This window comes from Cognatiyoonia koreensis (assembly GCF_900109295.1).
Classification (GTDB): domain Bacteria; phylum Pseudomonadota; class Alphaproteobacteria; order Rhodobacterales; family Rhodobacteraceae; genus Cognatiyoonia; species Cognatiyoonia koreensis.
In genome coordinates this window covers 1,028,027-1,050,041 of record NZ_FOIZ01000002.1, presented here as the reverse complement: position 1 = coordinate 1,050,041, position 22,015 = coordinate 1,028,027, and the positions used below count along the sequence as shown (strand labels likewise).

Genomic DNA, 22,015 nt, shown 5'->3' with positions numbered 1-22,015 from the left:
AACTGCTATTCCCCTCGGTCGTAGATGCAGTCACGGATCAGTTCCAGACCCCGCTGCACATCTTGTTTTGGGGCGACAAGTGCCACCCGGATATATCCCGCGCCGGGGTTGCCCTGCCCCATGTCGCGGCTGATGTATGCGCCGGGCAGCACCCGCACGCCTGTTTCCTGCCACAGCTTCAGCGCGGCTTGTTCGCCATCGTCGACCGGAAGCCAAAGGAAAAATCCGGCTTCGGGGCTTTCATAGCCCGGCACATTGCCCAGAATACGGTCTGCAATCGCGAATTTTTCCGCGTAAAGGCGGCGGTTTTCAACGACATGGGCCTCGTCGGCCCAGACCTTGGCGGATACGCTCTGCACGGGTCCGGGCAATGGCGCACCGGCACCTGCACGCAGCTGGCGAATGCGGGCAATCGACTTGGGGCCGCCTGCGCAAAACCCGGACCGTAGCCCTGCAAGGTTGGATCGTTTGGATAGCGAATGGAAAATGACGACCCGTTCAGGGTCCGCCCCCATTGATCTGGCAACCTGCATAGCACCCGGTGGCGGCGCATCGCGGTAGATCTCGGAATAACATTCATCCGAGAAGATCATGAAGTCATGCTTTTCCGCCAGACCGACCAGGTTCTCCCAATAGCCCTGATCCGCCACGGTGCCCTGCGGGTTCGCGGGGCTGCACATGTAGGCAATGGCTGTGCGATCCAGCGTTTCGCTGTCCAGTGCGTTGAAATCGGGCAAATGTCCCGTCGACTGGTCCGCCGGCATGTAAATCGGGTCGGCATTCACCGACAGGGTCGCCATGCCATAGACCGGATAGAACGGGTTCGGCGACAAGATCGCGGGTTTCTGCCCGTTTTTCGTCGCAGGGCAAAGCGCCATAGCGGCGTTGTAAAGCCCTTCGCGGGTGCCGTTCAGCGCCATCAGGTTATCGCGCGCGACATCGACGCCATAGCGCATCTTCAGCCAGCTCCTAATCGCATCCAGCAGCTCGGGCGTCCCGTTATTGTCGGGATAGACGCGCCAGTTTGCGACCTGTTGCGCCATCAAAGGGCCAACAAAATCAGGAATATCGTGCTGGGGTTCACCGATGGTCATGTTGATCGGATCACCACCCGGCTGGACAGCATCCAGCAGGCCACGCAATCGGGGCCAGGTCGCCTCGGGTAATGCCGAAAACCGCGTCGGTAATTCCATAACTGCCTCAGGTGCGTGATCATTTGCGCCACGCTTTGGGCTAAGTTAGCCCGCGCAGGACCGTTCTGTCCAGAATAAGGCTGGTGGTTTTTCAGGGCCTTGCCGCGATATGTGGCATTTAGGCCAGTGCGGCTTGGGCGGCGGCACCGATGCGCAGCAAGCGGGCCTCCTGCCCGGTTTGCCCGTTGAACATAATCCCGCAGGACGGCGTGCCCGTGGGAAGCGTGATCGCGGGCAGGTTCATCAGGTTGGCAATCCGCGTGTTTCGCAGGGCTAGCAGGTTTTCGGCCTTGTAATAGGCGTCATCTGTCAGCAACCGCTCTGCGTTCGGCGGCAGGATCGGTGCGGTTGGCATGATGACGGCGTCATAGGTTTCGGTCACTTTTGCATAGGTCTTGCGGATCTCGCGCAACCGGTTCCACTTGCTCACGTAATCCGCTCCAGACACGGTGGCCCCGCCGCGGACACGCTCCAGAATTTGCGGGAACATCTTTTGCGGGTTCGCCTCGACCAAATCGCGCCACCAACCATAGCTGTCCGCGGCATAAAGATCGCCCGCGATGTTGAAGGCCTCCACCAGATCCGCGACGACAATTCTGAACACGCGGGCACCGGCGGCTTCAAGCCGGGCGACCGCAGCTTCAAAACCGGCCTTCGGTTCGGGGCGCAGGTCGTCCATGGCAACGCTGTCCAGAATGGCCAGATCAACCCCTTCGAGCGACACGCCGCGCAGATCAGCAGGGGTACTGACGTCAAGGAGTCCCAGCAAGACGTTGCAATCGGCAATCGACCGGCAAAGTGGGCCGACGGTGTCAAAGGTCAAACACAGCGGCACGACACCATCCAGCGGCAACCGGCCATGCGTCGGCTTGAGGCCCGTCAGATCGTTCCAGGCCGACGGAATACGCACGGACCCGCCAGTATCCGACCCGATGGCCGCCGCCGCCAAACCGAACGCCACAGAGGCGGCAGCCCCTGACGAAGACCCACCAGGCACCGCCTGATCGTCATTGATGCAAGGTGGCGTGCCCATGATCGGGTTCAGTCCCAGCCCTGAAAACGCAATCTCGGACATGTGCGTTTTGCCAAGGCAGACAAGGCCAGCCGCAGTGGCGCGTTGCAGCACGACCGCATCGGTGTCGGGGATGCGGCCCTCCATCAGCTTTGTACCCGCCTCGGTCCCGATGCCCCGCGTATCAAACAGGTCTTTCCAGGAAATCGGCACCCCGTCGAGCGGGCTTTGCCGCCGTCCTTCTTTCATGCGGATTCTGGCGGCTTTCGCTTCGGCGCGCGCGCGCTCATGTGTGACGCGGGCATAAATTCGGTCACGCATGGGATGGGCATCAATCGCTGACAGGAAGGTTTCCGTCAGATCGATCGGGTCAATCGACCCCTCCGCAATCCCGGCACCCAGTTCTGTTGCGGTCTTCCAGCGCCATGCGTCCATGCTCGTCTCCACGTTTTGTCCTTGGTAGCGACGCGGCAGCGCATGGACAATCCCGCTTGCGCGGTCATATGTGAGGTATGGATACGAATTTGATCATCGTCGGGGGCGGACTGAACGGCCCGGCCCTCGCGCTTGCCGCCGCGCAGGAAGGTTTGCGCGTCACTATCATTGACAGTCTGCCAGTCGACCGTCGCAAGAAACCTGATTTCGACGGGCGATCCTATGCGCTTTCGCTCGCCTCGCACCGCTTGCTGAAAGCAATTGGCATCTGGGACGCCATCAGCGACAACGCGCAACCGATGCTTGAAATCAAGGTTACTGACGGGCGCGCAGGCGAAGGGCCAAGCCCTTGGATGATGCACTTCGACCATGCCGAAATCGAAGAAGGCCCGATGGGCTATCTGGTCGAAGACCGGCACCTGCGCCGCGCCTTCATGGATGCGATGGATGCCGCTCCAAATATCACACATCTGGCCAAAAAAACCGTTGTCAGCCAAGAGGTTGCAAATCACGCCACAGTGACACTTGCCAGCGGCAAAACCCTGACAGCATCCCTGATCGCCGGTTGCGACGGACGCAAAAGCGGCACTGCCGAACGCGCCGGAATTTCCCGCACCGGTTGGGGATATGGGCAAACAGCCGTCGTTTGCGCGGTGAAACATGAAAAACCGCATGGCGGCATCGCGCATCAGTTCTTCATGCCGAATGGACCGCTGGCGATCCTGCCCCTGACCGGTGATCGCTCATCCATCGTGTGGAGCGAAACCGACGCCCGTGCGAGCTATCTGATGGGATTGGACGACGCGGCATTTCTGGAAGAACTGAAACCGGCGTTCGGCAGTTTTCTCGGGATGATCAGCCTGACAGGTAAGCGATTTTCCTATCCACTGGGCCTGACGCTGGCGAACAGTTTCGTGGGTGAACGGGTCGCTTTGGTTGGTGACGCCGCACACGGGGTGCACCCCATCGCGGGGCAAGGTCTCAATGCAGGTCTGCGCGATGTCGGCGCACTGGTCGATGTCCTGTCAGATGCGCGCCAGCGCGGCGAAGACATCGGAAATCCGCAAGTTCTGGCACGTTATGAATCTTGGCGTCGTGCTGACACAGCCAAGCTTGCAATCGCGACAGACACGTTCAACCGGCTGTTTTCAAACGATAATCCACTGGTGCGCGCAGCGCGCGATGTCGGAATGGGTGTGGTGAACGCGGTGCCCGGCCTTCGGCGCGGTTTCATGCGCGAAGCGGCGGGACTGAACGGAAAACTGCCGCGCTTGATGCAGGGCTAGAAAACTAGTCCAGCCTGCGAGCTTCATCAACCAGCATCACAGGGATACCGTCACGGATCGGAAAGGCAAGGTTCGCACGCTTGGACACCAGTTCCTGCTTGTCGGCATCATAGGACAAGGTCGTGTGGGTTTCAGGGCAGACAAGCGCCTCAAGCATCTTGGGATCGAACGAAATAGTGCTCATTGCATCATCTCTTCACTGTTGCCGCCGCGCAAAGCAAACTCGATCAACGTGACAAGTGTCTCGCGTCGGGTCGTCAACGACGGAGCTTCTAGCAAGGCCTGTCTGTCTTCGGGTTCGAACGGGCACAGCATGGACAGCGAATTGATCAGCAGTTCATCTTCTGCGTCACCCAGCGATTCCCAATCAGTGCGCAAGCCCTGATCGTCGAAAAATCGGCCAAGCGTCTGCATGAATTCGTCGCGATTAAAGGTGTCGTCCTTTTCCGCGGGTCCAAGATCACGGTCAAATCCGCTCCAATCGACCTTGCAGCGCCGATAAGGCGTGAAGCCTTCGACTTCTTCCACGATCCGAAAGCGGGAAATACCGGACAGGGTCACCATATACCGCCCGTCTTCGGTTTCCGAAAAGGCGGTCAACTTGCCTGCGCAACCGATGGTGTGCAGCTTACCGTCCTTGTCGGGGGCGTCGTAAGGCTGAACCATGCCGACAAGCCGCGTCGAAGTCTTCAGCATGTCGTCGCACATCGCCAGATAACGCGGTTCGAATAGATGGAGCGGCAACCGGGCACGCGGCAGCAAAAGCGCGCCGGGAAGCGGAAAAACCGGGATCGTGTCTGGCAGCTCGCTGGCGACTATCATGAGGTTGATCTAGTGCGGCAGGGGCATCAGGCAAATATCAGTGAAGACAATTTTCGCCGGCCGTTCAACGCAAGCGGATCCTTGGCATCAAGCGCATCGAAAATCTTGAAAAGCTGGGTCTTGGCCGCCTCTTCATTCCATTCCCGATCACGGCGGAACAGCTCCAGCAAGGAGTCGATGGCCGCTTCGGTCTGACCCGCCGCATGTTGCGCAATAGCAAGATCAAAACGCGCCTGATGATCGGTCGGGTCAGCTGCGACCGCTGCACTCAACTCATCCAGCGGCCCGGCGTTCGCCGCCTCACGCGCCAGCGCAATCTGGGCATGAACGGCCTCCAACGCCGGGTGGGTCGAAATTTCCGCAGGCGCGCCGTTCAGGATCGCCTCGGCCTGATCTATGTCGTTCAAAGCAAGGTAGGATTGCACAAGCCCGGCATAGGCAACCGCATGGTTGGGGTCTTCCTGCAGGATCGCGGCAAAGGTTTCTGCTGCATCGGCGGCGGCACCCTCATCCAGCATTGTCTGCGCGGCGTCGACAGCGTCCTGCAACCCGTTGTCCGGCTCACCGCCCAAAGCGGCAACCTTTTCGACGAACGCATCAATCTCGGATGGCGGCAATGCGCCCTGAAACGCGTCAACAGGCTGGCCATTGTGAAAGGCGTAAACCGTTGGAATGGATTGCACGCGCAGTTGTCCCGCATAGCCGGGGTTGGCGTCCACATCGATCTTGACCAGCTTCACACGACCGCCCGCCTTCGTGACGGCCGCTTCGATAGCAGGACCAAGCGTCTTGCAAGGGCCGCACCACGGGGCCCAGAAATCGACGATCACAGGCACCGCCTGGGATGCCTCGATCACGTCCTGCATAAAAGTGGCATCGCTGCCGTCGATGATGTTATCGCCCGCCGCCGGGGCCGGTGTGCCGCCAAGTTCGATCATGGTCGTCTCCGTATCTGGTGTTGGCACCTATATGTGCGCTTGTGTGCCAAAGGCCAAGGGGGTTAGCCTTCCCAAATGAAACAAACCATTCTGGCCTTCGGTGACAGCAACACGCATGGCACACCCCCCATGGACTCGCACGACCACCACCCCCGGCTTGCGCGACGGTGGCCTGTGGTTATGGCAGATATCCTCGGATGCACACTGATTGAAGACGGGCTGCCCGGACGCACAGCCTGTCAGATCACGGCGAGCGATCCAGATCTTCACAGGGATGGGCACCTCGGACTGCGTATATCACTGAACGCGCACGGCCCAATCGACCGGCTGATCATCATGCTTGGTACCAATGACCTGCAGGCGAAATATGGCAAGACGGCTGACGCAATCGCCGCCGGGATCGCAGGACTGCTGCGCATGGCGAACGACGCCGAAACGCAGGCGCGCCATGACGGTTTCGCAATCACACTTGTCTGCCCGCCACCGATCGAAGAAGCCGGCGCTTTCGTGCCCGAACTGTTCGGAGGTGCCGCGAAATCACGTGCACTCCTGCCACGTCTGCAGGAACTTGCCGCGCAATGGGGGGCCGGGTTCATCGATGCGGGTGCACATATCGCCGTCCATCCCAAAGATGGCACGCATTTCGATGCAGACGCGCATGACACCCTTGGCAAAGCGATCGCAGCGGCCCTGCAATAGGCCACGCGGTCGTCTTTCTTTGTCCAATCAAACTTCCGCCGGAGGCATCCTAAATATCAAATGTCGCAAACACCGGCGCATGATCGGAGGGTTGCTCCCATCCGCGTGCCGCGCGCAGGATGCGGCTTCCATGGGCGGCATTCGCGATATCCGGCGTGGCCCAGATATGATCCAGTCTGCGGCCCTTGTCGGCGGCATCCCAGTCCTTCGCGCGGTATGACCACCAGCTATAAAGCCTGCCATCGGGAATATCAGCACGGGTCACATCGATCCAACCGCCTGCATCCTGCGTTTCGCCCAGCGCTTCGACCTCGACAGGGGTATGGCTGACGACTTTCAACAGCTTCTTGTGGTCCCAGACATCATCTTCGCGCGGGGCGATATTCAGATCGCCCACAAGGATGGATTTCTGCGGCATGTCACCATGAAATGCATCACGCATTTCCATCAGGTAATCGAGCTTCTGGCCGAACTTCTCGTTCACCTCGCGGTCTGGCACGTCGCCGCCCGCGGGCACATAGAAGTTGTGGATCGTCACACCGTTTTCCAGCTTGCCGGCGACGTGACGTGCGTGACCAAGGGCGGCATAGTCTACTGCCCCCGCTTCTACCATCGGGATCTTGGACAGGATCGCGACACCATTATACCCCTTCTGACCCCTTGCAACCATGTGATTGTAACCCAACGCGCGAAACTGCTCGGTCGGGATTTTCTCGACCGGGCTTTTGCATTCCTGCAAGCACAGCACATCCGGCATTTCATCGCGCAACAGCTGCGCGACGATGTTTTCACGCAAGCGGACAGAGTTGATGTTCCAAGTGGCAAGTGTGAATGGCATCCGATTTCCTTATGTCAGTGCGGCAGTGGGGCGAATGCGCCCAGTGACAAGCCCGTCCCAGTTTGCGACGGGGGCCAGCATCCGTGCCTTGGCCGCCGGGTGGTTCACATCCAGCACGCCCAGTTTGACCAGAATGGCAGCAATCGCGCATTCACTTGCGCGGGTCGCGCCATCCGCAATTTTCAGGGCAATGCCCAGCTTCTTTTCCGGGATAATGGCGACAAAAACACCCTCTGCGCCCGTCTTGATTGCGACCTTCCCGCCCATTGCACGCATCAGTTCGGTGCAAGCGCCGGTCTCTCCGGCGATGAGTTCGGGAAAGGTGACCATCGCTTGCACAAGGCTGGCAGCCGCCTTTGATCGCACATCGCTGCGCCCGCCGGCAGCGGCGAAAAAGGCCATGGCACGGGCCAAACCATGCACTGTGCTGGCGTGATTTGGGGCGGAACAGCCGTCAATGCCATAACACGGGCTGTCTTCCTGTGTTGTCTCCTCGAACGCAGCCTTGCAAGCCATCTGCACGGGATGGGCGATGTCCACGTATTCGGGACCGGCACCCAGATGTTTTGTAAGCGTCAGAAAACCGGCGTGTTTTCCGGAACAGTTGTTATGCACGCGGCACGGGGCTTTCCCTGCCCGGATCAATGCGTTGCGATCTGCCACATCGCGCGGTTCCTGCGGCCCGCAGCAAAAGTCGTCATCATTCAAACCAAGGTCATCCAGCCATGCATTTACCGGCGCGGTGTGGATCACGGCCCCTCGGTGTGATGCACACGCCAAAGCCAATTGCGCAGGCGTCAGGCCAAAGGCTGCGGCCGCGCCGCTTTCGATCAGCGGGAGGGCCTGGATCATCTTGCAGGACGAGCGCGGATAGATCATCGCAGCCGGGTCGCCCCATGCCTGCACGATGTCACCCCCCGCATCGCAGATCACGGCATGGCCCTGATGAATGGACTCTCGCATATCGCCACGCCAGACTTCGACCAGATCAACCGGTGCGGACATGATGATTTCCTTTCGTGTGCTGCCAGAGCGCGATAATACACCGCAATTTCAGGGGTTCCCCCGCTTGGCAGTTTTTTGCTAGGTCTATGGCTATCGCGTTGAAACAGGACCGACCAGTCGAAAAGGTACGCATGAGACGGACCGATGGTCAGGACCACAGAGGCAAGGACAGCTTGGAGGCTGTAAATATGAAAAAAATGATGTCGCGCACGTTGGGTGTTGTTACCGCACTCGCACTGGCTCTGCCTGCTTTCGCGCAGGAAACCAGCGACAATCGTGTATTGGCGAACACCGACTGGAGCGTGTTTGTCGAAGACAATCCGCAGGAATGCTGGGGCGTTTCCAAACCAAAGGAATCATCACTGCGCGACAGCAGCGGCAACCCGACGCAAGGCCGTCGTGGTGAAATCCTGCTGTTCGTCTTCTATCGTCCCGGCGCATCTGTGCAGGGTCAGGTAGCTTTTACCGGCGGGTATCCCTTTGCAGGTGGCTCTACCGTGTCGATGGATATCAGCGGCACGACGTTCCAGCTGTTCACAGATGGTGAATGGGCGTGGCCTGCAACACCCGAAGACGATGCCCGCATCGTGGCAGCCATGAAACGCGGCGCGAACGCGGTCCTCGTAGGGCGGTCTGGTCGCGGCAACGTGACGACTGACAGCTTCTCGCTACTGGGTTTCAGCGCTGCGGTAGAAGAAGCTGCAAAGCGCTGCGCCGGCTGATCCAGCACAATTGAATTTGACGACAGGCGCGGTTTTCCATTGGAAACCGCGCCTTTTGGCTTATATGGGGCGCAATTCCTGTTGAAAGGTCCCATGTGATGGATGCCAAAGCCCCGATTACCCAAGATATGCTGACGATTCCGCGCAAGGATGTTCCGGCGCGTCCGAATCTGATCGGCATGACCCGCACGCAGATGCGCGATGCGCTAATCGCGGCAGGCACGCCCGAAAAGCAGGCCAAGATGCGGGTCGGCCAGATTTGGCAATGGATTTACTATTGGGGCGTGCGCGATTTTGAGGCGATGACCAATCTTGCCAAACCCTATCGCGCAATGCTGGCGGAAACCTTCGATATCTCCTTGCCCGAAGTCGTGACCAAGCAGGTCAGCGATGACGGCACCCGCAAATATCTGGTACGCATCGCCGGCGGGCACGAGGTCGAGGTGGTCTATATCCCCGAAACCGATCGCGGCACGCTTTGCATTTCCTCGCAGGTCGGTTGCACGCTCACCTGCACCTTCTGTCACACTGGCACGCAAAAGCTGGTGCGCAACCTCACACCTGCCGAAATCGTCGGGCAGATCATGATTGCGCGTGACGATCTGGGCGAATGGCCGGTGCAAGGCGCGCCCAAGGATGAAACCCGCCTGCTTTCCAACATCGTGCTGATGGGGATGGGCGAACCGCTTTACAACTTTGAAAATGTGCGCGACGCAATGAAGATCGCGATGGACGATCAGGGCATTTCGCTATCGCGCCGTCGCATCACGCTTTCGACGTCCGGCGTTGTGCCCGAAATTGCCCGCACCGCCAAGGAAATCGGCTGCCAACTGGCCGTGTCCTTTCACGCAACCACGGACGCGGTGCGCGACGTTCTGGTTCCCATCAACAAGCGGTGGAACATCGACGCGTTGCTTGATGCGTTGCGCGAATACCCGAAAGTCAGCAATTCCGAACGGATCACGTTCGAATACGTGATGCTGGACGGCGTGAACGACAGCGACGAAGACGCCCGCCGCCTTATCAAACTGATCGACGGCATCCCTGCCAAGATCAACCTGATCCCGTTCAATGAATGGCCCGGTGCGCCCTACACGCGGTCGTCCAACAACCGCATCCGCAAGTTTGCCGATATCATCTACAAGGCGGGCTATGCGTCGCCAATCCGGACCCCGCGGGGTGAAGATATCATGGCCGCTTGCGGACAGCTGAAATCGGCGACAGAACGCGCGCGTAAATCGCGCAAGCAGATCGCTGAAGAAACAGGCATTCCCGGCTAGCGATTGACACCGATCAAGGTAGGCGCTGCCGTTATTTCCTATGCTTTTCTCACGGAAAGTGAGGGAAAGAATGCCAGCGACATCCAAGGCCGAGCTTCTGGAAATTTCCCAGAAGGAATACACCAAGCTTTCAAAGCTGATCGACAGCGTGCCGCCTGACAGGGCGACGGTGAAAGTCGACGGCGTATCGATCAAGGACGTGATCGGGCATCGCGCCTATTGGATCACGTTGTTCCTCGGGTGGTATCACGATGGCGTTGCAGGCCGACCGGTCCATATTCCCGCCAAGGGCTACAAGTGGAACCAGTTGAACGAATTCAACGCAAAGCTGCGGGAAATGCAGGCTGATCTCAACTGGGACGATGCGCGCAAGCTGTTGTCGGACGCCTACGCGGATTTCATGTCGTTTGTCGATGGGCTGGATGACAAGGCGCTTTACAGCGAACCGATGGTGGGCGGAAACGGCAAATGGACAACGGGCCGCTGGGCCGAGGCCACGGGCCCCAGCCACTTTCGCTCCGCTGCAAAATTCATCCGCAAGGCACTGAAGTCAGTCTAGCGTAGTAACGCGCCCGCCTCTGCGGGCGACAAGGCAGCAGGTCGTTCGCAGGTCGTGGCCATCTCGACAAAGCGGCGCTCTTCTCCGGCCTTCAGGATGCTCGTCATCACATCGACCGCATGCACGGCAAGGTCGATGTTGCAGCGATGCGGACGGTTTTCGGCGATGGCTGTCGCCATATCCGCCAGCCCGGCGCAGCGGTAATTCGCGCGCCCCTCGTCATCATTAACGCGGCCAAACGGATGGTCCCATCCCGCCACATCGCTGATCACTTTGTCCTTGTCACCGATTTCCAGTGCGCCGCCAAAAAAATTGGGGTCTGGCACGAACAGCGTGCCGTCTTCGCCATAAAGCTCCATGTGTCCGTGCTTGTGTACCCAGACATCCCAGCTTGCGCCCAACGTGATTGTCGCCCCGTTCACGAACTCCAGCAGCGCGTGAATGTTCGTCGGCGTGTCCACGGGCACCTTTTCACCAAACCGGTCACCATTCCCGATGGTTCGCTCGGCAAAAGTGGTGGTGGCAAGGGAAACTACCGATTTGACCGGCCCAAGCAACTGGATCAGATTTGTAACGTAGTAGGGACCGATATCCAGGATCGGACCGGCACCCGGCTGATAGAAGAAGTCAGGGTTCGGGTGCCATGCTTCCATGCCGTGCCCCATGACGTGACAGGTGCCGCCAATCACTCTTCCTATCTTGCCTTCGTCCAGCATGGCGCGGGCCTGCTGATGCACACCGCCCAAGAACGTATCGGGTGCAGATCCCACGCGCAGCCCTTTTTCCGTTGCAATACGGCGCAGGTCTTCCCCTTCGGCGAGCGTCAGAACAATGGGCTTTTCGGTGTAGGCGTGCTTGCCGGACTCAAGGATACGTTTGGTTACCTCGTAGTGCACGGCAGGGATCGTCAGGTTGACGATCACGTCGATATCATCGGCGGTCAGCAGATCCTCGACCGTGTCCGCGCGCACGCCGAATTCGGACGCGCGCGCCTTGGCCGCGTCCATGTTGATGTCTGCGACGGCCCGCATATCAAGTGCTTTGAAAAGGGGCCCCAGCCGCAGATAGGCTGACGAAATATTTCCGCATCCGATAATGCCAACGCGCATCTGTGTCATGATTGCTGTCCTTAGAATGACTGAACGGTTGCAAGACTGCGGGCGGCAAATCTTGCGTGATCTTTCGGGTTATCGTGTTCGACGACGTAATGTGTGCAGCCGACGTCTTGCAACGCGGCGTGGATCGCGCCCCAATTCTGGACGCCGTGGCCAACATCGGCCCAGCCGTCTTCGTCGGCATTTTCGCCAGCGGGGGCGAGGTCCTTGATATGGGCGGCGATAATCTTGTCACCGTAGTTTTTGATCATATCGACCGGATCAAGCCCCGCACGGGCGACCCAGCCAAGGTCAAGTTCAAGCGCAAGTCCGGCCTCTGCAAGCAGGTCTTCGGGTCTGTCGCCCTGCCCTGTCTTAATGAATTCGAAATCGTGGTTGTGCCAGCCAAAGCCAAGGCTCGCATCCCGCAGGGGTTTGCCGGCGGCAACTACACGGGTCGCGTAGGCGCGCCAGCCCTCGGAATCAACGGGCCTGTCCTCTGCCGCCAGATAGGGAACGAACACTTTCTCCAGGCCGACGGACCCTGCAAGGTCCAGCAGCATCTGCGGATTGCTTTCGATCATATCCAACCCGACATGGCAGGACGTCATGCGCAAGCCGTTTTGATCCAGTGCAGCCTTCAGGCCATCAAGATCATCAAGCAAGCCACCGTAACCTTCGACCTCGCGATAGCCGGTCTCTGCCAGCATCTTGCAGGTATCAGTCAGCGGCGGAAAGTTGCGGGAACAGTAAAGTTGATAGGACACTTGGGTCATGTTGTCGTCTTTCCATAAGTGGCGCTGTGCAGATCGCGCAGCGTGAAGTTCGCTGACCGGGTCGGGTCGCTGGCGTCAAAACGCAGGCTGCGGCTTTCACCGGGTAGCAGGTCAAAGTTGTTGGCGCTGAAGCGTCCGGGAATATCCGCTTCAATGAAGACGAACAGACCAAGCCCTTTGGCCGCAATTGTGATCTCTGCGCCATCGATTTCAAGCGACAGCCCGGCGGGCATCAAATCGTAGGATTTGTAAGGCTGCGGCGCGTGGACTTCACGCCCATGCCCGTCCGCGCTTTGCCAGTCGATCAGCAGCATTTCCTGCGGGCCAAGATCTTCGACATGGAAGATATCGACGGCTTCCGCGCCAACCGCAGCAGTTACCTGCCCCAGTTCGCGCGTAGCACCATCTGGCGTGACGGCACGCAAGGTCACTTCGACCTCGGCGGGCATGGCCATATCGTTGATCGCGCGGATCGTTGTCGTGCTGCAGTTGGGGACAGCAGTGCAGATCACGGGCGCAAAGAAATCCCTGGCCGCATGGTGCATCAGCTTCCAGTCCCCGCCATAGTCCAGCGACGCCCAGGAACAGACTGGCCAGGTGTCGTTCAGCTGCCAGATCAGCGTGCCCATGCAATGCGGTTTCAATGACCGCCAATGGGTGACCGCGGTCTTGATCGCGAGCGCCTGCTGGACCTGGCTCAGATAGACGAAATCATCAAAGGCTTCAGGCCAGCGGAAATAGCGGAACATCGTCTCGGCAATGCGGGCATTGCCACCGTCGTTCTTTTGGTGGCTTTCCAGAACGGGTGCCGCGATGTTGCGGTCTTCGGGCGCTGTAAAGTTGCGGATCGCGTTCATGGTGGGATAGCTTTGAAACCCGAATTCCGAACAGAAGCGCGGAGCGACATCGCGGTAGTGATCAAAGTCGCGCCCTTCATGCCAGACCGACCAGAAGTGCATATCGCCCGATCCGTCATCGTGCCAGCTATCACCGAAATTCAGCGGACCCTTGGTCGGCGACGACGGCCACCAGATCGCGTAAGGGTCTGTTTCCAATAGCACATCTTCGATCGCCCGGTTCAGGCGATCGTAATTCACAAGATACCGGTCGCGGTCCAGTTTGCTGACGTCGTACCAGTCGAGTGCACCGACGAGTTCGTTGTCGCCGCACCAGAGTGCGATGCAGGCGTGGTGGTGCATACGGGCGACGTTGTCCTGCACCTCTGTCCTGACATTCGCGATGAAGCTTCGGTCGGACGGATAGAGATTGCAGGCAAACATGAAATCCTGCCAGACCAGCAAACCAAGTTCGTCGCAGGTGTCATAAAACGACGTCGGTTCGTATCTGCCACCGCCCCAGATGCGGATCATGTTCATGTTTGCGTCAACAGCCGATTGCAGCAAGTCCGTTGTTTTCGCAATAGAAATTCGGCCCGGCAGCGCGTCGGCGGGAATCCAGTTCGCCCCTTTGCAGAACACATCCCGACCGTTGACCCGCACGACAAAGGAGAGGCCCGCCTCGTCTTTTGCGGTGACAAGTTCCATCTTGCGCAGCCCGATGCGGCGGGTCGTTTTGGCCGGTCCAGCGGTCACTTCCAGGTCGTAAAGTGGCTGGTCACCCTGCCCTGCCGGCCACCAGAGTTTCGGGTTTTTGACGGTGGCACGGAACGTGCACACCCCGTGCACCGGGCGTGCACTGAAATTCTGACCGTCGAAGGTCAGCGTGACCGCGTTCGTGTGATTGCTGACATATGCACTGACATGAACAACCACCCCGTCGCTGTGATCCTGATGGATCGCCAGCCGGTCAATCCGCGGCGCATCCGACGGCATGACCGTGATTGCGCCATAGACGCCGAAAGGGGCGAGCGCGATGTTCCAGTCCCAGCCAAAATCGCAGGCGGGTTTGCGCAGGAAATTGCCGTACGGGATCGGGCAGTTGCGCGACCACGGAATGTCGAAGTCATGCGCATCAAAAAGGGCCTTGCCAGCGACGACAGGGCTGTGAAACGTGAGGCTGATCGTGTTCTGACCCGCGAACGCCACATCGCCCAAGGACACCCTGTAGTCGCGAAAGGCATTGTCGGCCTTAAGCACGACGGTGTCATTTACACGCACGGTGACGACCGTATCCATGCGTGAAAGCACGAGATCGACATGCGGATCGGTCAGATTGAATTGGCGTGTCGCCACCCAATCCCGTTCACAGATCCAGCGCAGATCATATTCGTTGCGTCCGAAGTAGGGATCGGGGATCAGCCCCGCATCATGCAGCGCACTGATCCCGTCACCGGGTAGATCGAGCGTGCAGGCGTAATCACCGGCGCTATCGGCCAGAGACCATGCGCCAGTCAGGTCGATCTGGGTCACAAACGCGCCTCTGATTTCGTGTCGAACAAGGATGCGCGTGACGGGTCGATGCCGATTGCGATCGTTTCGCCAGCCTTCACCTTGGCTTGCCCATCCATGCGGATGCGGAAGTTTTCAGGTCCCAACTGCGCATAGACCAGCGTGTCTGACCCCATGGGTTCGACAAGGTCGATGTTGGCTTCGAATTGCAGCGGCGCATTCGCGACCAGTTCACCTGTCACCACATGTTCGGGACGGATGCCGATTACGACGGGTCGGTCGACGGGTTGGCTCATGAAATCGTAGCCGGTCATCGGCATGGCCAGATCGCCAGATTTGAACACGCCGCTTTCGAGATTGCCGGAGATGAAATTCATCGACGGCGAGCCTATGAAGTCGGCGACATAGAGATTGCGCGGTTGGTTATAGATTTCGTCCGGCGTGCCAAGTTGCATGATATTGCCGCCCTTCATCACAGCAATGCGGTCGGCAAGTGTCATTGCCTCGACCTGATCGTGCGTGACGTAGATCATCGTGTTTTGCAGTTGGTTGTGCAGCCGCTTGAGTTCGACCCGCAGATCGACACGCAGCTTTGCATCGAGGTTGGAGAGCGGTTCGTCGAAGAGGAACACATCGACATCGCGCACAAGCGCACGTCCGATTGCGACCCGCTGGCGCTGCCCGCCCGAAAGCGCGCCTGGCTTGCGATTTAGTAGCGGTTCAATTTGCAGGATTTCGGCAGCGCGTGCCACGCGTTTTTCGATTTCGGGTTTCGGGATTTTCGCGTTCTTCAGGCCAAACGACAGGTTACCGCGCACGGTCATCTGCGGGTAAAGCGCGTAGGATTGGAACACCATGCCGATGCCCCGTTCGCTGGGTTCGGCCCAAGTCACGTTTTGCCCTTTGATGAAAATCTGGCCTGCTGTGACTTCGAGCAATCCGGCGATACAGTTCAGCAGCGTTGATTTCCCGCAACCGGACGAGCCCAGCAGCACGATGAATTCGCCATCCTGAATGTCGAGGTTGAGGTTTCGCAGGACTTCGACCGCGCCAAAGCTAAGGTCGAGATTTCTGATTTCTACTGAGTTTGTCATGTTCCTAGCCCTTCACGGCACCCGCGGCGATACCGCGGACAAAAAGTTTGCCAGAGGCAAAGTAGATGATGAGTGGCACGAGGCCGGTGAGCAGGGTCGCCGCCATGTTGACGTTGTATTCCTTGACGCCTTGCACCGAGTTCACGATGTTATTGAGCTGCACCGTCATCGGATAGGTTTCCGGCTTGGTGTAGATCACCCCGAACAGGAAGTCGTTCCAGATGCCCGTGACCTGCAGGATGATCGCGACCACGAAGATCGGCAGCGCCATCGGCAGCATGATCTGGAAATAGATCTGCCAGAACCCCGCCCCGTCGACCCTTGCGGCCTTGAACAGTTCTTCTGGCACGGATGAGAAGTAGTTGCGGAACAGCAGCGTCAGGATCGGCATTCCGAAGACGGTGTGCACCAGGACCAGCCCCCAAAGATCACCCATCAGCCCGATTTCGCGCAGCATGATCACGATGGGGTAAAGCATTGTCTGGTAGGGGATGAACGCCCCGATGATCAGGATCGTAAAGAACACCTCGGACCCTTTGAATTTCCAGTTCGACAGCGCGTAGCCGTTGATGGACGCGATCGCGATCGACAGGAATACCGACGGGATCAGGATCTGCACCGAATTCCAGAACCCTTTGGACAGCCCCGTGCAATCAAGCCCGGTGCAGGCTTCGGCCCATGCCTTGACCCATGGCTGAAAGGTTATTTCCATTGGCGGCCCGAAAACATTGCCCATCCGGATTTCGGGCATGCCTTTCAGCGAGGTCACGATCATGACGTAAAGCGGCAGCAGGTAATACATGCTGACCATGATCAGCGTGCCGTAGAGAAAGATGTTCGCCCGCGAAAAGCGCCGTTTCGGTTTCGGGCCCGCGGGCCCAACCATCGCGCCGGCGGCCACTGCCGCGTTGAGAGTTGCCGGATCAGCCACGTTTCTTGCCTCCGAATTCGAGATACGCCCAAGGGATCAGGATGATCACGACAGAGCACAGCATCATCGTCGAGGCCGCGAAGCCTTGCCCGAGGTTTTGCGCCTGGAACATGTAGTCGATGACGTATTTGGCGGGCACTTCGGATGCGATCCCCGGACCGCCGTCGGTTTGCGCCCTGACAAGATCGTAGAGTTTGATGATCCCCGAGGCGATCAGCACGAGGGACGTGATGAACACCGGCCGCATCATGGGGATGATGACGACGACATAGGTTTTGATTGTTCCGATCCCGTCGACCTTGGCCGCCTTCCAGATGTCTTCGTCGATCCCGCGCAGACCGGCGAGCATGATGCACATGATCAGCCCCGACCCTTGCCAGATGCCCGCGATCAGCAGGCCGAACATGACGATATCGGGGTTATTGAGCGGGTCGAAGGTGAATGTGCTCCACCCTGTGCTGCGCACAAGGCTTTGCAGCCCGAAGTCGGGGTTCAGGATCCATTGCCACGCAAGCCCGGTGACGACGAAGGACAGCGCAAAAGGGTAGAGAAAAATCGTGCGGAATGCGCTTTCGAACCGGATTTTCCGGTCAAGGCAGGCCGCGAGGCAGAAGCCGATCAGCAGCGTCAGGATCATCGAGAAGAACCCGTAGAGCGCGAGGTTCTTGATCGAGATGATCCAGCGGTCCGATGTCCAGAGTCGATCGTATTGGTCCAGCCCGACCCACTGCAGCTTTGGCAGCATCCGCGACCCGGTGAAGGAGTAGACCACCGTCCATGTCGTTCCGCCCACGAAGACGAAGAGCGCGGTGATGATCATCGGGATCGATGCGATCTTTGCGGACAGGTTCTTGAACAACCTGTTGGGGCGTTTTGCGGTGCGTGCGGGGGTATCCGAGGCCACGGTCATCGTGTCGGCTCCGTCAATGCAAGGGTTGGAAAAGGAAAGTGGCCCGGTGCGCGAACACCGGGCCAATGATAAGAGATCGCTTAGTCAGCGCTCTCGATCAGGGCGGCGTACTTTTCCTGCGCCTCGGCAGCTGGCATGTCCGAGGACCAGAACTGCGCCATCAGATCTTCGATCTGGGTCTGCGTATCTGCGGACAGTGCCATATCGCCGGATGGCAGGATGCCACCGGTTGCAAGAATGCCGAGACCTTTTTGCATGCAGCCGTTCGCAGCTGCCATGTCGATGTCACCGCGCACGGGCAGCGAGCCTTTGGCGAGGTTGAAGGACACCTGAACCTCTGGCGAAATCAGGAGTGCTGCCAGTTCTTTCTGGGCGGCTGTGATTTCAGGATCGTCGTTCACTGGGAAGTAGAAGGCATCACCACCGGTATCGAGGATTTCATTCAGACCAAGACCCGGCAGGCAGGAATAGTCCTGGCCTTCGACTTGTTCCGCGACAGAGAATTCACCCTGCGCCCAGTCACCCATCAGCTGTGCACCGGCTTTGCCTGTGATCACCATGTTGGTGGCTTCGTTCCAGTCCTGAACGTTGGAATCACGCGCAAGTTCACGGGCGGCTGCGACCGCTTCGAAAACGGCGGTGTATTCCGGGCCACGGGCCACGTCAGCGTTCTTGTTCACGGTCACTTCGCGCCATGCATCAAGACCTGCAACGGCGATCGTGATTGCCCCGAAAGCAAGGTTTTGCTGCCAGCCCTGCTGGCCCATCGCGAGTGGGACGATGCCTGCCTCCTGAAGTGCAGGTGCGGAGTCTACGAATTCGTTCCAGTTTGCTGGAACCGGTACACCAGCTGCTTCGTAGGCGTCATGTGACAGCCAAAGCCACTGCGCCGAGTGGATATTCACTGGCACGCAATAGATTTTGCCGTCCAGCGTGCAGGAATCCAGCAAGGAGGACGGGTTTACGATATCTTTCCAGCCACCGGCTTCGGCAACATCTGTCAAATCAAGCATCAGACCGGCTTCGATCAGCTCTTCCGCCTGACGGCCGTGGTTCAGCTGTGTCGCGCCCATCGGGTCGCCGCCCAGAATCCGTGAAATGATGATCGGGCGCGCCGTTCCGCCGGACCCCGCGATCGCACCGTCAACCCAAGAGTTGCCTGTCGCGTTCCATGCTTCCGCAAACTTGGCGACAGCCGCAGCTTCACCACCGGATGTCCACCAATGCGTCACTTCCAGTTCAACGGCATTCGCCGAAGATGCAGCGACGATCGCGGTAGCTGCCAGCAGTTTTGTTGTGAGTTTCACGATTCTTTCCTCCCTGGTTCTAAATCGTTGTAGAAAAATCTATATCGTTTTAGAATGATCTGGCAAGAAATAATCATACGAAGTTAGCGCCAACAACGTAACCTTCTATCAACGGCCTGAAAACACTGGGTTTGAAAAAGGTTTCGCGCAACCTATCTAAGGGTGTCGCTGCGGTGAAAGCGTGAGAATCGGGGTGGTGGGGTCATATGCCTTCCGAAAAATCCATAGCGTCCGACGCGAAACCAACACTCAAGACCATCTCGCGGATTAGCGGGCTCGCGGTCCCGACCGTGTCGCGAGCGCTGAATGACGCGCCGGATATCGGTGACAGCACCAAGAAGCTGATCCGCCGTATCGCCGACGAGATTGGTTACGTGCCCAACCGCGCGGGTGTCCGCCTGCGCACAGGACGCACCAATGTCATCAGCCTTGTCATGTCGACGGAACATGATGTGATGAACCATTCCGCGCGTCTGATCTCTTCCGTTGCGGGTGGTCTGCGCGATACGCCCTATCATCTGATCGTCACGCCGTTCTTTCCGGATGAAGACCCGATGAAGCCGGTCCGTTATATCGTGGAGACCGGGTCAGCAGATGCGTTGATCCTGAACCAGATCCAGCCCGAAGACCCCCGCGTGGCCTATCTGATGGAGCGTAATTTTCCATTTGCCACGCACGGGCGCAGCAACTGGTCGGACCGCCACCCCTATTTTGATTTTGACAACGGGGTCTTTGGACAAATCGCTGCGGATCGCCTGCACCAACGCGGACGCAAGCATATCGCACTGTTGGCACCGCCCCTGTCGCACAATTATGCGCAGCACATGCTGGATGGCGTGAAAGCCCGTTGCGATGCGAATGGCCAGACCATGTTGTTACTGGAGGGGGCGACATCGGACAGTGCAAGTGACGAGGTCGTGCGTGTTCTGGAGCGCGTTCTGACCGACAGGCCGGAGATCGACGGCCTTATCTGTGCCTCGACCTCGGCCACGATGGCCGCCATTACGGCGATCGAGGCGCATGGCATCACGCTGGGCCAGCAGCTGGATTTGCATACCAAGGAAGCGATGCCATTTCTGCGATTGTTCCGGCCCGACATCCTGACCATCACGGAAGGTGTCGGCACGGCTGGCGCGTTTCTGGCCAAGGCCGCAATCCAAGCGATCCGTGATCCTGAAAAACCCCCGATGCAAGAGCTTGAAGTCCCGACTGACGATTAAGACAGCGCGGTCTGGATGTCAGCGATGATATCTTCGAGCGGTTGTTCGATTGACACCACGATGGGTTCTTCGTCTTTCGTGGGCGGATTGAGGACATGGTACTGGCTGCGCAAGAGCTTAACCGGCATGAAGTGATCCTTGCGCGCGGCCATCCGTTGCGACACCACCGCAAAAGGCGCGTCCGGATATACAAGCCGATAGCGCACGCTGGCCCGCAGGTAATCCCTGTATATCCGCTTGAGCGCGGAGCATGTGAACACAGTCGGCCTGTCACGTGCGCTGGCGCGGACCGCATCGCCCAGCGCATCAAGCCAAGGCCAGCGCAGTTCATCGTTCAGCGGTTTTCCGGCCCCCATGTGGGTCACGTTTTTGGGCGGGTGATAATCGTCTGCGTCCAGAAAGGCCGCGCCCCGGGCTTCGGCAAGTGTCTTGCCGATTGTCGTTTTTCCGCACCCAGCGACCCCCATGACAAGAATGACTTCATTCATCTGCGTACTTCCAGCCTTCGGTCTGCCGGTTCACCTGCTGCGGTGCCCATGCGCGGTGGGTTTGTGTACAGCCGCCAATTCGAAATGCACTATAAGACCCATGTTTTGCGCGTTCCATATGCAGTTTAGCATGGTTCGTCCTAAGACTGTGTAACGACAGGCCCATTTCAGCGACCGGGAATTGCGCCTCTTTTTTCGCCTTTGCCTTCCCAGTTGTCCAACGCGGCGACTGCTTCTTCGGCGGTTTCCACGAACCGGAAGAGTTCCAGATCCTCGGGCGAGATAGTGCCCGCGTCCGCCAATGCGTCCCAGTTGATGATTTTTTCCCAGAACGACCGCCCGAACAGAAGGAACGGCACGCGCGCCATGCGTCCGGTCTGGATCAGCGTCAGCGCCTCGAATGTTTCATCCAGCGTGCCGAACCCGCCCGGGAACACCGTGATCGCGCTGGCCCGCATCAAGAAGTGCATCTTGCGGATCGCGAAGTAGTGGAAATTGTAGCAAAGTTCGGGTGTTACGTAGGTGTTTGGTGCCTGTTCGTGGGGCAGCACGATGTTCAGGCCGACGGATTTGCCGCCCGCCTCCATTGCGCCGCGGTTCCCCGCCTCCATCACCCCTGGCCCGCCGCCGGTCACGATGACATCGTCCGTGCCGCCGTTTTCGAGCGAGCGTTCCGTCATGATCCGCGCGAAACGCCGCGCCTCTTCATAGTATTTTGACAGTTCGGCGAGTGTTTCCGTCTTGGCGCTGCCCTTGTTCGCCGGTTCGGGGATGCGCGCACCGCCGAAAAGAACAATGGTCGAGTTCACGCCCGCCTCGTTCATGCCCATTTCCGGTTTCAGCAGTTCCAGTTGCAACCGCACGGGCCGCAGTTCGTCGCGGCACATGAAGTCCTCGTCCGCGAATGCCAGGCGGTAGGACGGGGCCTGGGTTTGCGGCGTGACCGGAATATGCGATGCTGTCTCGCGGTCCTGGCTGCTGTCGCGGAATGGGTGATTGCGCTGTTCGTTCATGTCGTCGCCTTTTCTTGCTTTGCGACAGGGTCACCTGTGCGGCCC

Annotated in this window: 21 protein-coding genes and 1 pseudogene; 6 read left to right on the top strand and 16 right to left on the bottom strand. The window is 58.8% G+C overall.

The window, feature by feature from the left end; all coding sequences use genetic code 11:
- Positions 1-5: 5 nt before the first annotated feature.
- Complete coding sequence (locus BMY44_RS16670) at positions 6-1,193, bottom strand: aminotransferase class I/II-fold pyridoxal phosphate-dependent enzyme (protein WP_089997016.1); 1,188 nt, start codon at positions 1,191-1,193, stop codon at positions 6-8.
- A 118-nt stretch (positions 1,194-1,311) separates the two neighbouring features.
- Positions 1,312-2,640, bottom strand: a complete 1,329-nt coding sequence (locus tag BMY44_RS16665; protein WP_089997015.1) for an amidase — start codon at positions 2,638-2,640, stop codon at positions 1,312-1,314.
- A 42-nt stretch (positions 2,641-2,682) separates the two neighbouring features.
- Between BMY44_RS16665 and BMY44_RS16660 the strand changes: the two are divergent.
- Positions 2,683-3,926, top strand: a pseudogene (locus BMY44_RS16660) (UbiH/UbiF/VisC/COQ6 family ubiquinone biosynthesis hydroxylase).
- Between the two features lie 4 nt (positions 3,927-3,930).
- Here BMY44_RS16660 and BMY44_RS16655 read toward each other — a convergent pair.
- Genes BMY44_RS16655 through BMY44_RS16645 form a run of 3 tightly spaced genes read right to left on the bottom strand, consistent with a single transcriptional unit; the run spans position 3,931 to position 5,686 of the window.
- Positions 3,931-4,110 (bottom strand): Trm112 family protein, encoded by a 180-nt coding sequence (locus BMY44_RS16655; RefSeq protein ID WP_089997013.1) that lies wholly within the window; start codon positions 4,108-4,110, stop codon positions 3,931-3,933.
- The gene (locus BMY44_RS16650) at positions 4,107-4,748 is read right to left on the bottom strand and encodes an LON peptidase substrate-binding domain-containing protein (protein ID WP_089997012.1); all 642 of its coding nucleotides are present in this window, start codon (positions 4,746-4,748) and stop codon (positions 4,107-4,109) included. The genes BMY44_RS16655 and BMY44_RS16650 overlap by 4 nt, the downstream gene beginning before the upstream one ends.
- Before the next feature lie 26 nt (positions 4,749-4,774).
- The gene (locus tag BMY44_RS16645; RefSeq protein ID WP_089997011.1) at positions 4,775-5,686 is read right to left on the bottom strand and encodes a thioredoxin family protein; all 912 of its coding nucleotides are present in this window, start codon (positions 5,684-5,686) and stop codon (positions 4,775-4,777) included.
- 75 nt (positions 5,687-5,761) lie between these two features.
- Between BMY44_RS16645 and BMY44_RS16640 the strand changes: the two genes are divergently transcribed.
- Positions 5,762-6,385, top strand: coding sequence for a GDSL-type esterase/lipase family protein (locus tag BMY44_RS16640; RefSeq protein ID WP_089997010.1), 624 nt, complete (start codon positions 5,762-5,764; stop codon positions 6,383-6,385).
- A gap of 49 nt (positions 6,386-6,434) precedes the next feature.
- Here BMY44_RS16640 and BMY44_RS16635 read toward each other — a convergent pair whose 3' ends face one another.
- Entirely contained in the window at positions 6,435-7,223 is a 789-nt protein-coding gene (locus BMY44_RS16635; protein WP_089997009.1) for an exodeoxyribonuclease III, read from the bottom strand.
- A 9-nt stretch (positions 7,224-7,232) separates the two neighbouring features.
- Positions 7,233-8,228 (bottom strand): asparaginase, encoded by a 996-nt coding sequence (locus tag BMY44_RS16630; RefSeq protein ID WP_089997008.1) that lies wholly within the window; start codon positions 8,226-8,228, stop codon positions 7,233-7,235.
- 188 nt (positions 8,229-8,416) lie between these two features.
- Between BMY44_RS16630 and BMY44_RS16625 the strand changes: the two genes are divergently transcribed.
- The 3 genes from BMY44_RS16625 to BMY44_RS16615 all read left to right on the top strand — a co-directional run bounded on the left by BMY44_RS16625 (position 8,417) and on the right by BMY44_RS16615 (position 10,789).
- Complete coding sequence (locus tag BMY44_RS16625; protein ID WP_423219757.1) at positions 8,417-8,950, top strand: invasion associated locus B family protein; 534 nt, start codon at positions 8,417-8,419, stop codon at positions 8,948-8,950.
- Positions 8,951-9,048: 98 nt separating this feature from the next.
- Positions 9,049-10,230 carry a dual-specificity RNA methyltransferase RlmN gene (rlmN, locus tag BMY44_RS16620; protein WP_089997007.1) on the top strand — a complete coding sequence of 394 codons (1,182 nt, stop codon included), beginning with the start codon at positions 9,049-9,051 and terminating at the stop codon, positions 10,228-10,230.
- A gap of 70 nt (positions 10,231-10,300) precedes the next feature.
- Positions 10,301-10,789: a ClbS/DfsB family four-helix bundle protein gene (locus BMY44_RS16615; RefSeq protein ID WP_089997006.1), complete on the top strand. Its 489-nt coding sequence runs from the start codon at positions 10,301-10,303 to the stop codon at positions 10,787-10,789.
- Here BMY44_RS16615 and BMY44_RS16610 read toward each other — a convergent pair.
- The 7 genes from BMY44_RS16610 to BMY44_RS16580 form a co-directional block, all read right to left on the bottom strand.
- A complete protein-coding gene (locus BMY44_RS16610) occupies positions 10,786-11,907 on the bottom strand; it encodes a Gfo/Idh/MocA family protein (RefSeq protein WP_089997005.1) in 1,122 nt (373 codons plus the stop codon). The genes BMY44_RS16615 and BMY44_RS16610 overlap by 4 nt on opposite strands.
- 11 nt (positions 11,908-11,918) lie before the next feature.
- Positions 11,919-12,659: a sugar phosphate isomerase/epimerase family protein gene (locus BMY44_RS16605; protein ID WP_089997004.1), complete on the bottom strand. Its 741-nt coding sequence runs from the start codon at positions 12,657-12,659 to the stop codon at positions 11,919-11,921.
- The gene (locus BMY44_RS16600) at positions 12,656-15,028 is read right to left on the bottom strand and encodes a beta-mannosidase (RefSeq protein WP_089997003.1); all 2,373 of its coding nucleotides are present in this window, start codon (positions 15,026-15,028) and stop codon (positions 12,656-12,658) included. The genes BMY44_RS16605 and BMY44_RS16600 overlap by 4 nt, the downstream gene beginning before the upstream one ends.
- Positions 15,025-16,101, bottom strand: a complete 1,077-nt coding sequence (locus BMY44_RS16595; protein ID WP_089997002.1) for an ABC transporter ATP-binding protein — start codon at positions 16,099-16,101, stop codon at positions 15,025-15,027. Before BMY44_RS16595 ends, BMY44_RS16600 begins: the two co-directional genes overlap by 4 nt.
- 4 nt (positions 16,102-16,105) lie before the next feature.
- The gene (locus BMY44_RS16590; protein WP_089997228.1) at positions 16,106-16,987 is read right to left on the bottom strand and encodes a carbohydrate ABC transporter permease; all 882 of its coding nucleotides are present in this window, start codon (positions 16,985-16,987) and stop codon (positions 16,106-16,108) included.
- Between the two features lie 37 nt (positions 16,988-17,024).
- Positions 17,025-17,942, bottom strand: a complete 918-nt coding sequence (locus tag BMY44_RS16585) for a carbohydrate ABC transporter permease (protein WP_089997001.1) — start codon at positions 17,940-17,942, stop codon at positions 17,025-17,027.
- Between the two features lie 80 nt (positions 17,943-18,022).
- On the bottom strand, positions 18,023-19,249 hold the full coding sequence (locus BMY44_RS16580) for an ABC transporter substrate-binding protein (RefSeq protein ID WP_089997000.1): 1,227 nt from the start codon (positions 19,247-19,249) through the stop codon (positions 18,023-18,025).
- A gap of 206 nt (positions 19,250-19,455) precedes the next feature.
- On the opposite strand from BMY44_RS16580, the gene BMY44_RS16575 reads away from it, so the two are divergent.
- Positions 19,456-20,469 carry a LacI family transcriptional regulator gene (locus BMY44_RS16575; RefSeq protein ID WP_089996999.1) on the top strand — a complete coding sequence of 338 codons (1,014 nt, stop codon included), beginning with the start codon at positions 19,456-19,458 and terminating at the stop codon, positions 20,467-20,469.
- On the opposite strand, the gene BMY44_RS16570 is transcribed toward BMY44_RS16575, so the two are convergent.
- Both BMY44_RS16570 and BMY44_RS16565 read right to left on the bottom strand, forming a co-directional pair.
- Positions 20,466-20,957 carry a gluconokinase gene (locus BMY44_RS16570; RefSeq protein ID WP_089996998.1) on the bottom strand — a complete coding sequence of 164 codons (492 nt, stop codon included), beginning with the start codon at positions 20,955-20,957 and terminating at the stop codon, positions 20,466-20,468. The genes BMY44_RS16575 and BMY44_RS16570 overlap by 4 nt on opposite strands.
- A 167-nt stretch (positions 20,958-21,124) precedes the next feature.
- Positions 21,125-21,970 (bottom strand): LOG family protein, encoded by an 846-nt coding sequence (locus tag BMY44_RS16565; RefSeq protein ID WP_089996997.1) that lies wholly within the window; start codon positions 21,968-21,970, stop codon positions 21,125-21,127.
- Positions 21,971-22,015: the final 45 nt, after the last annotated feature.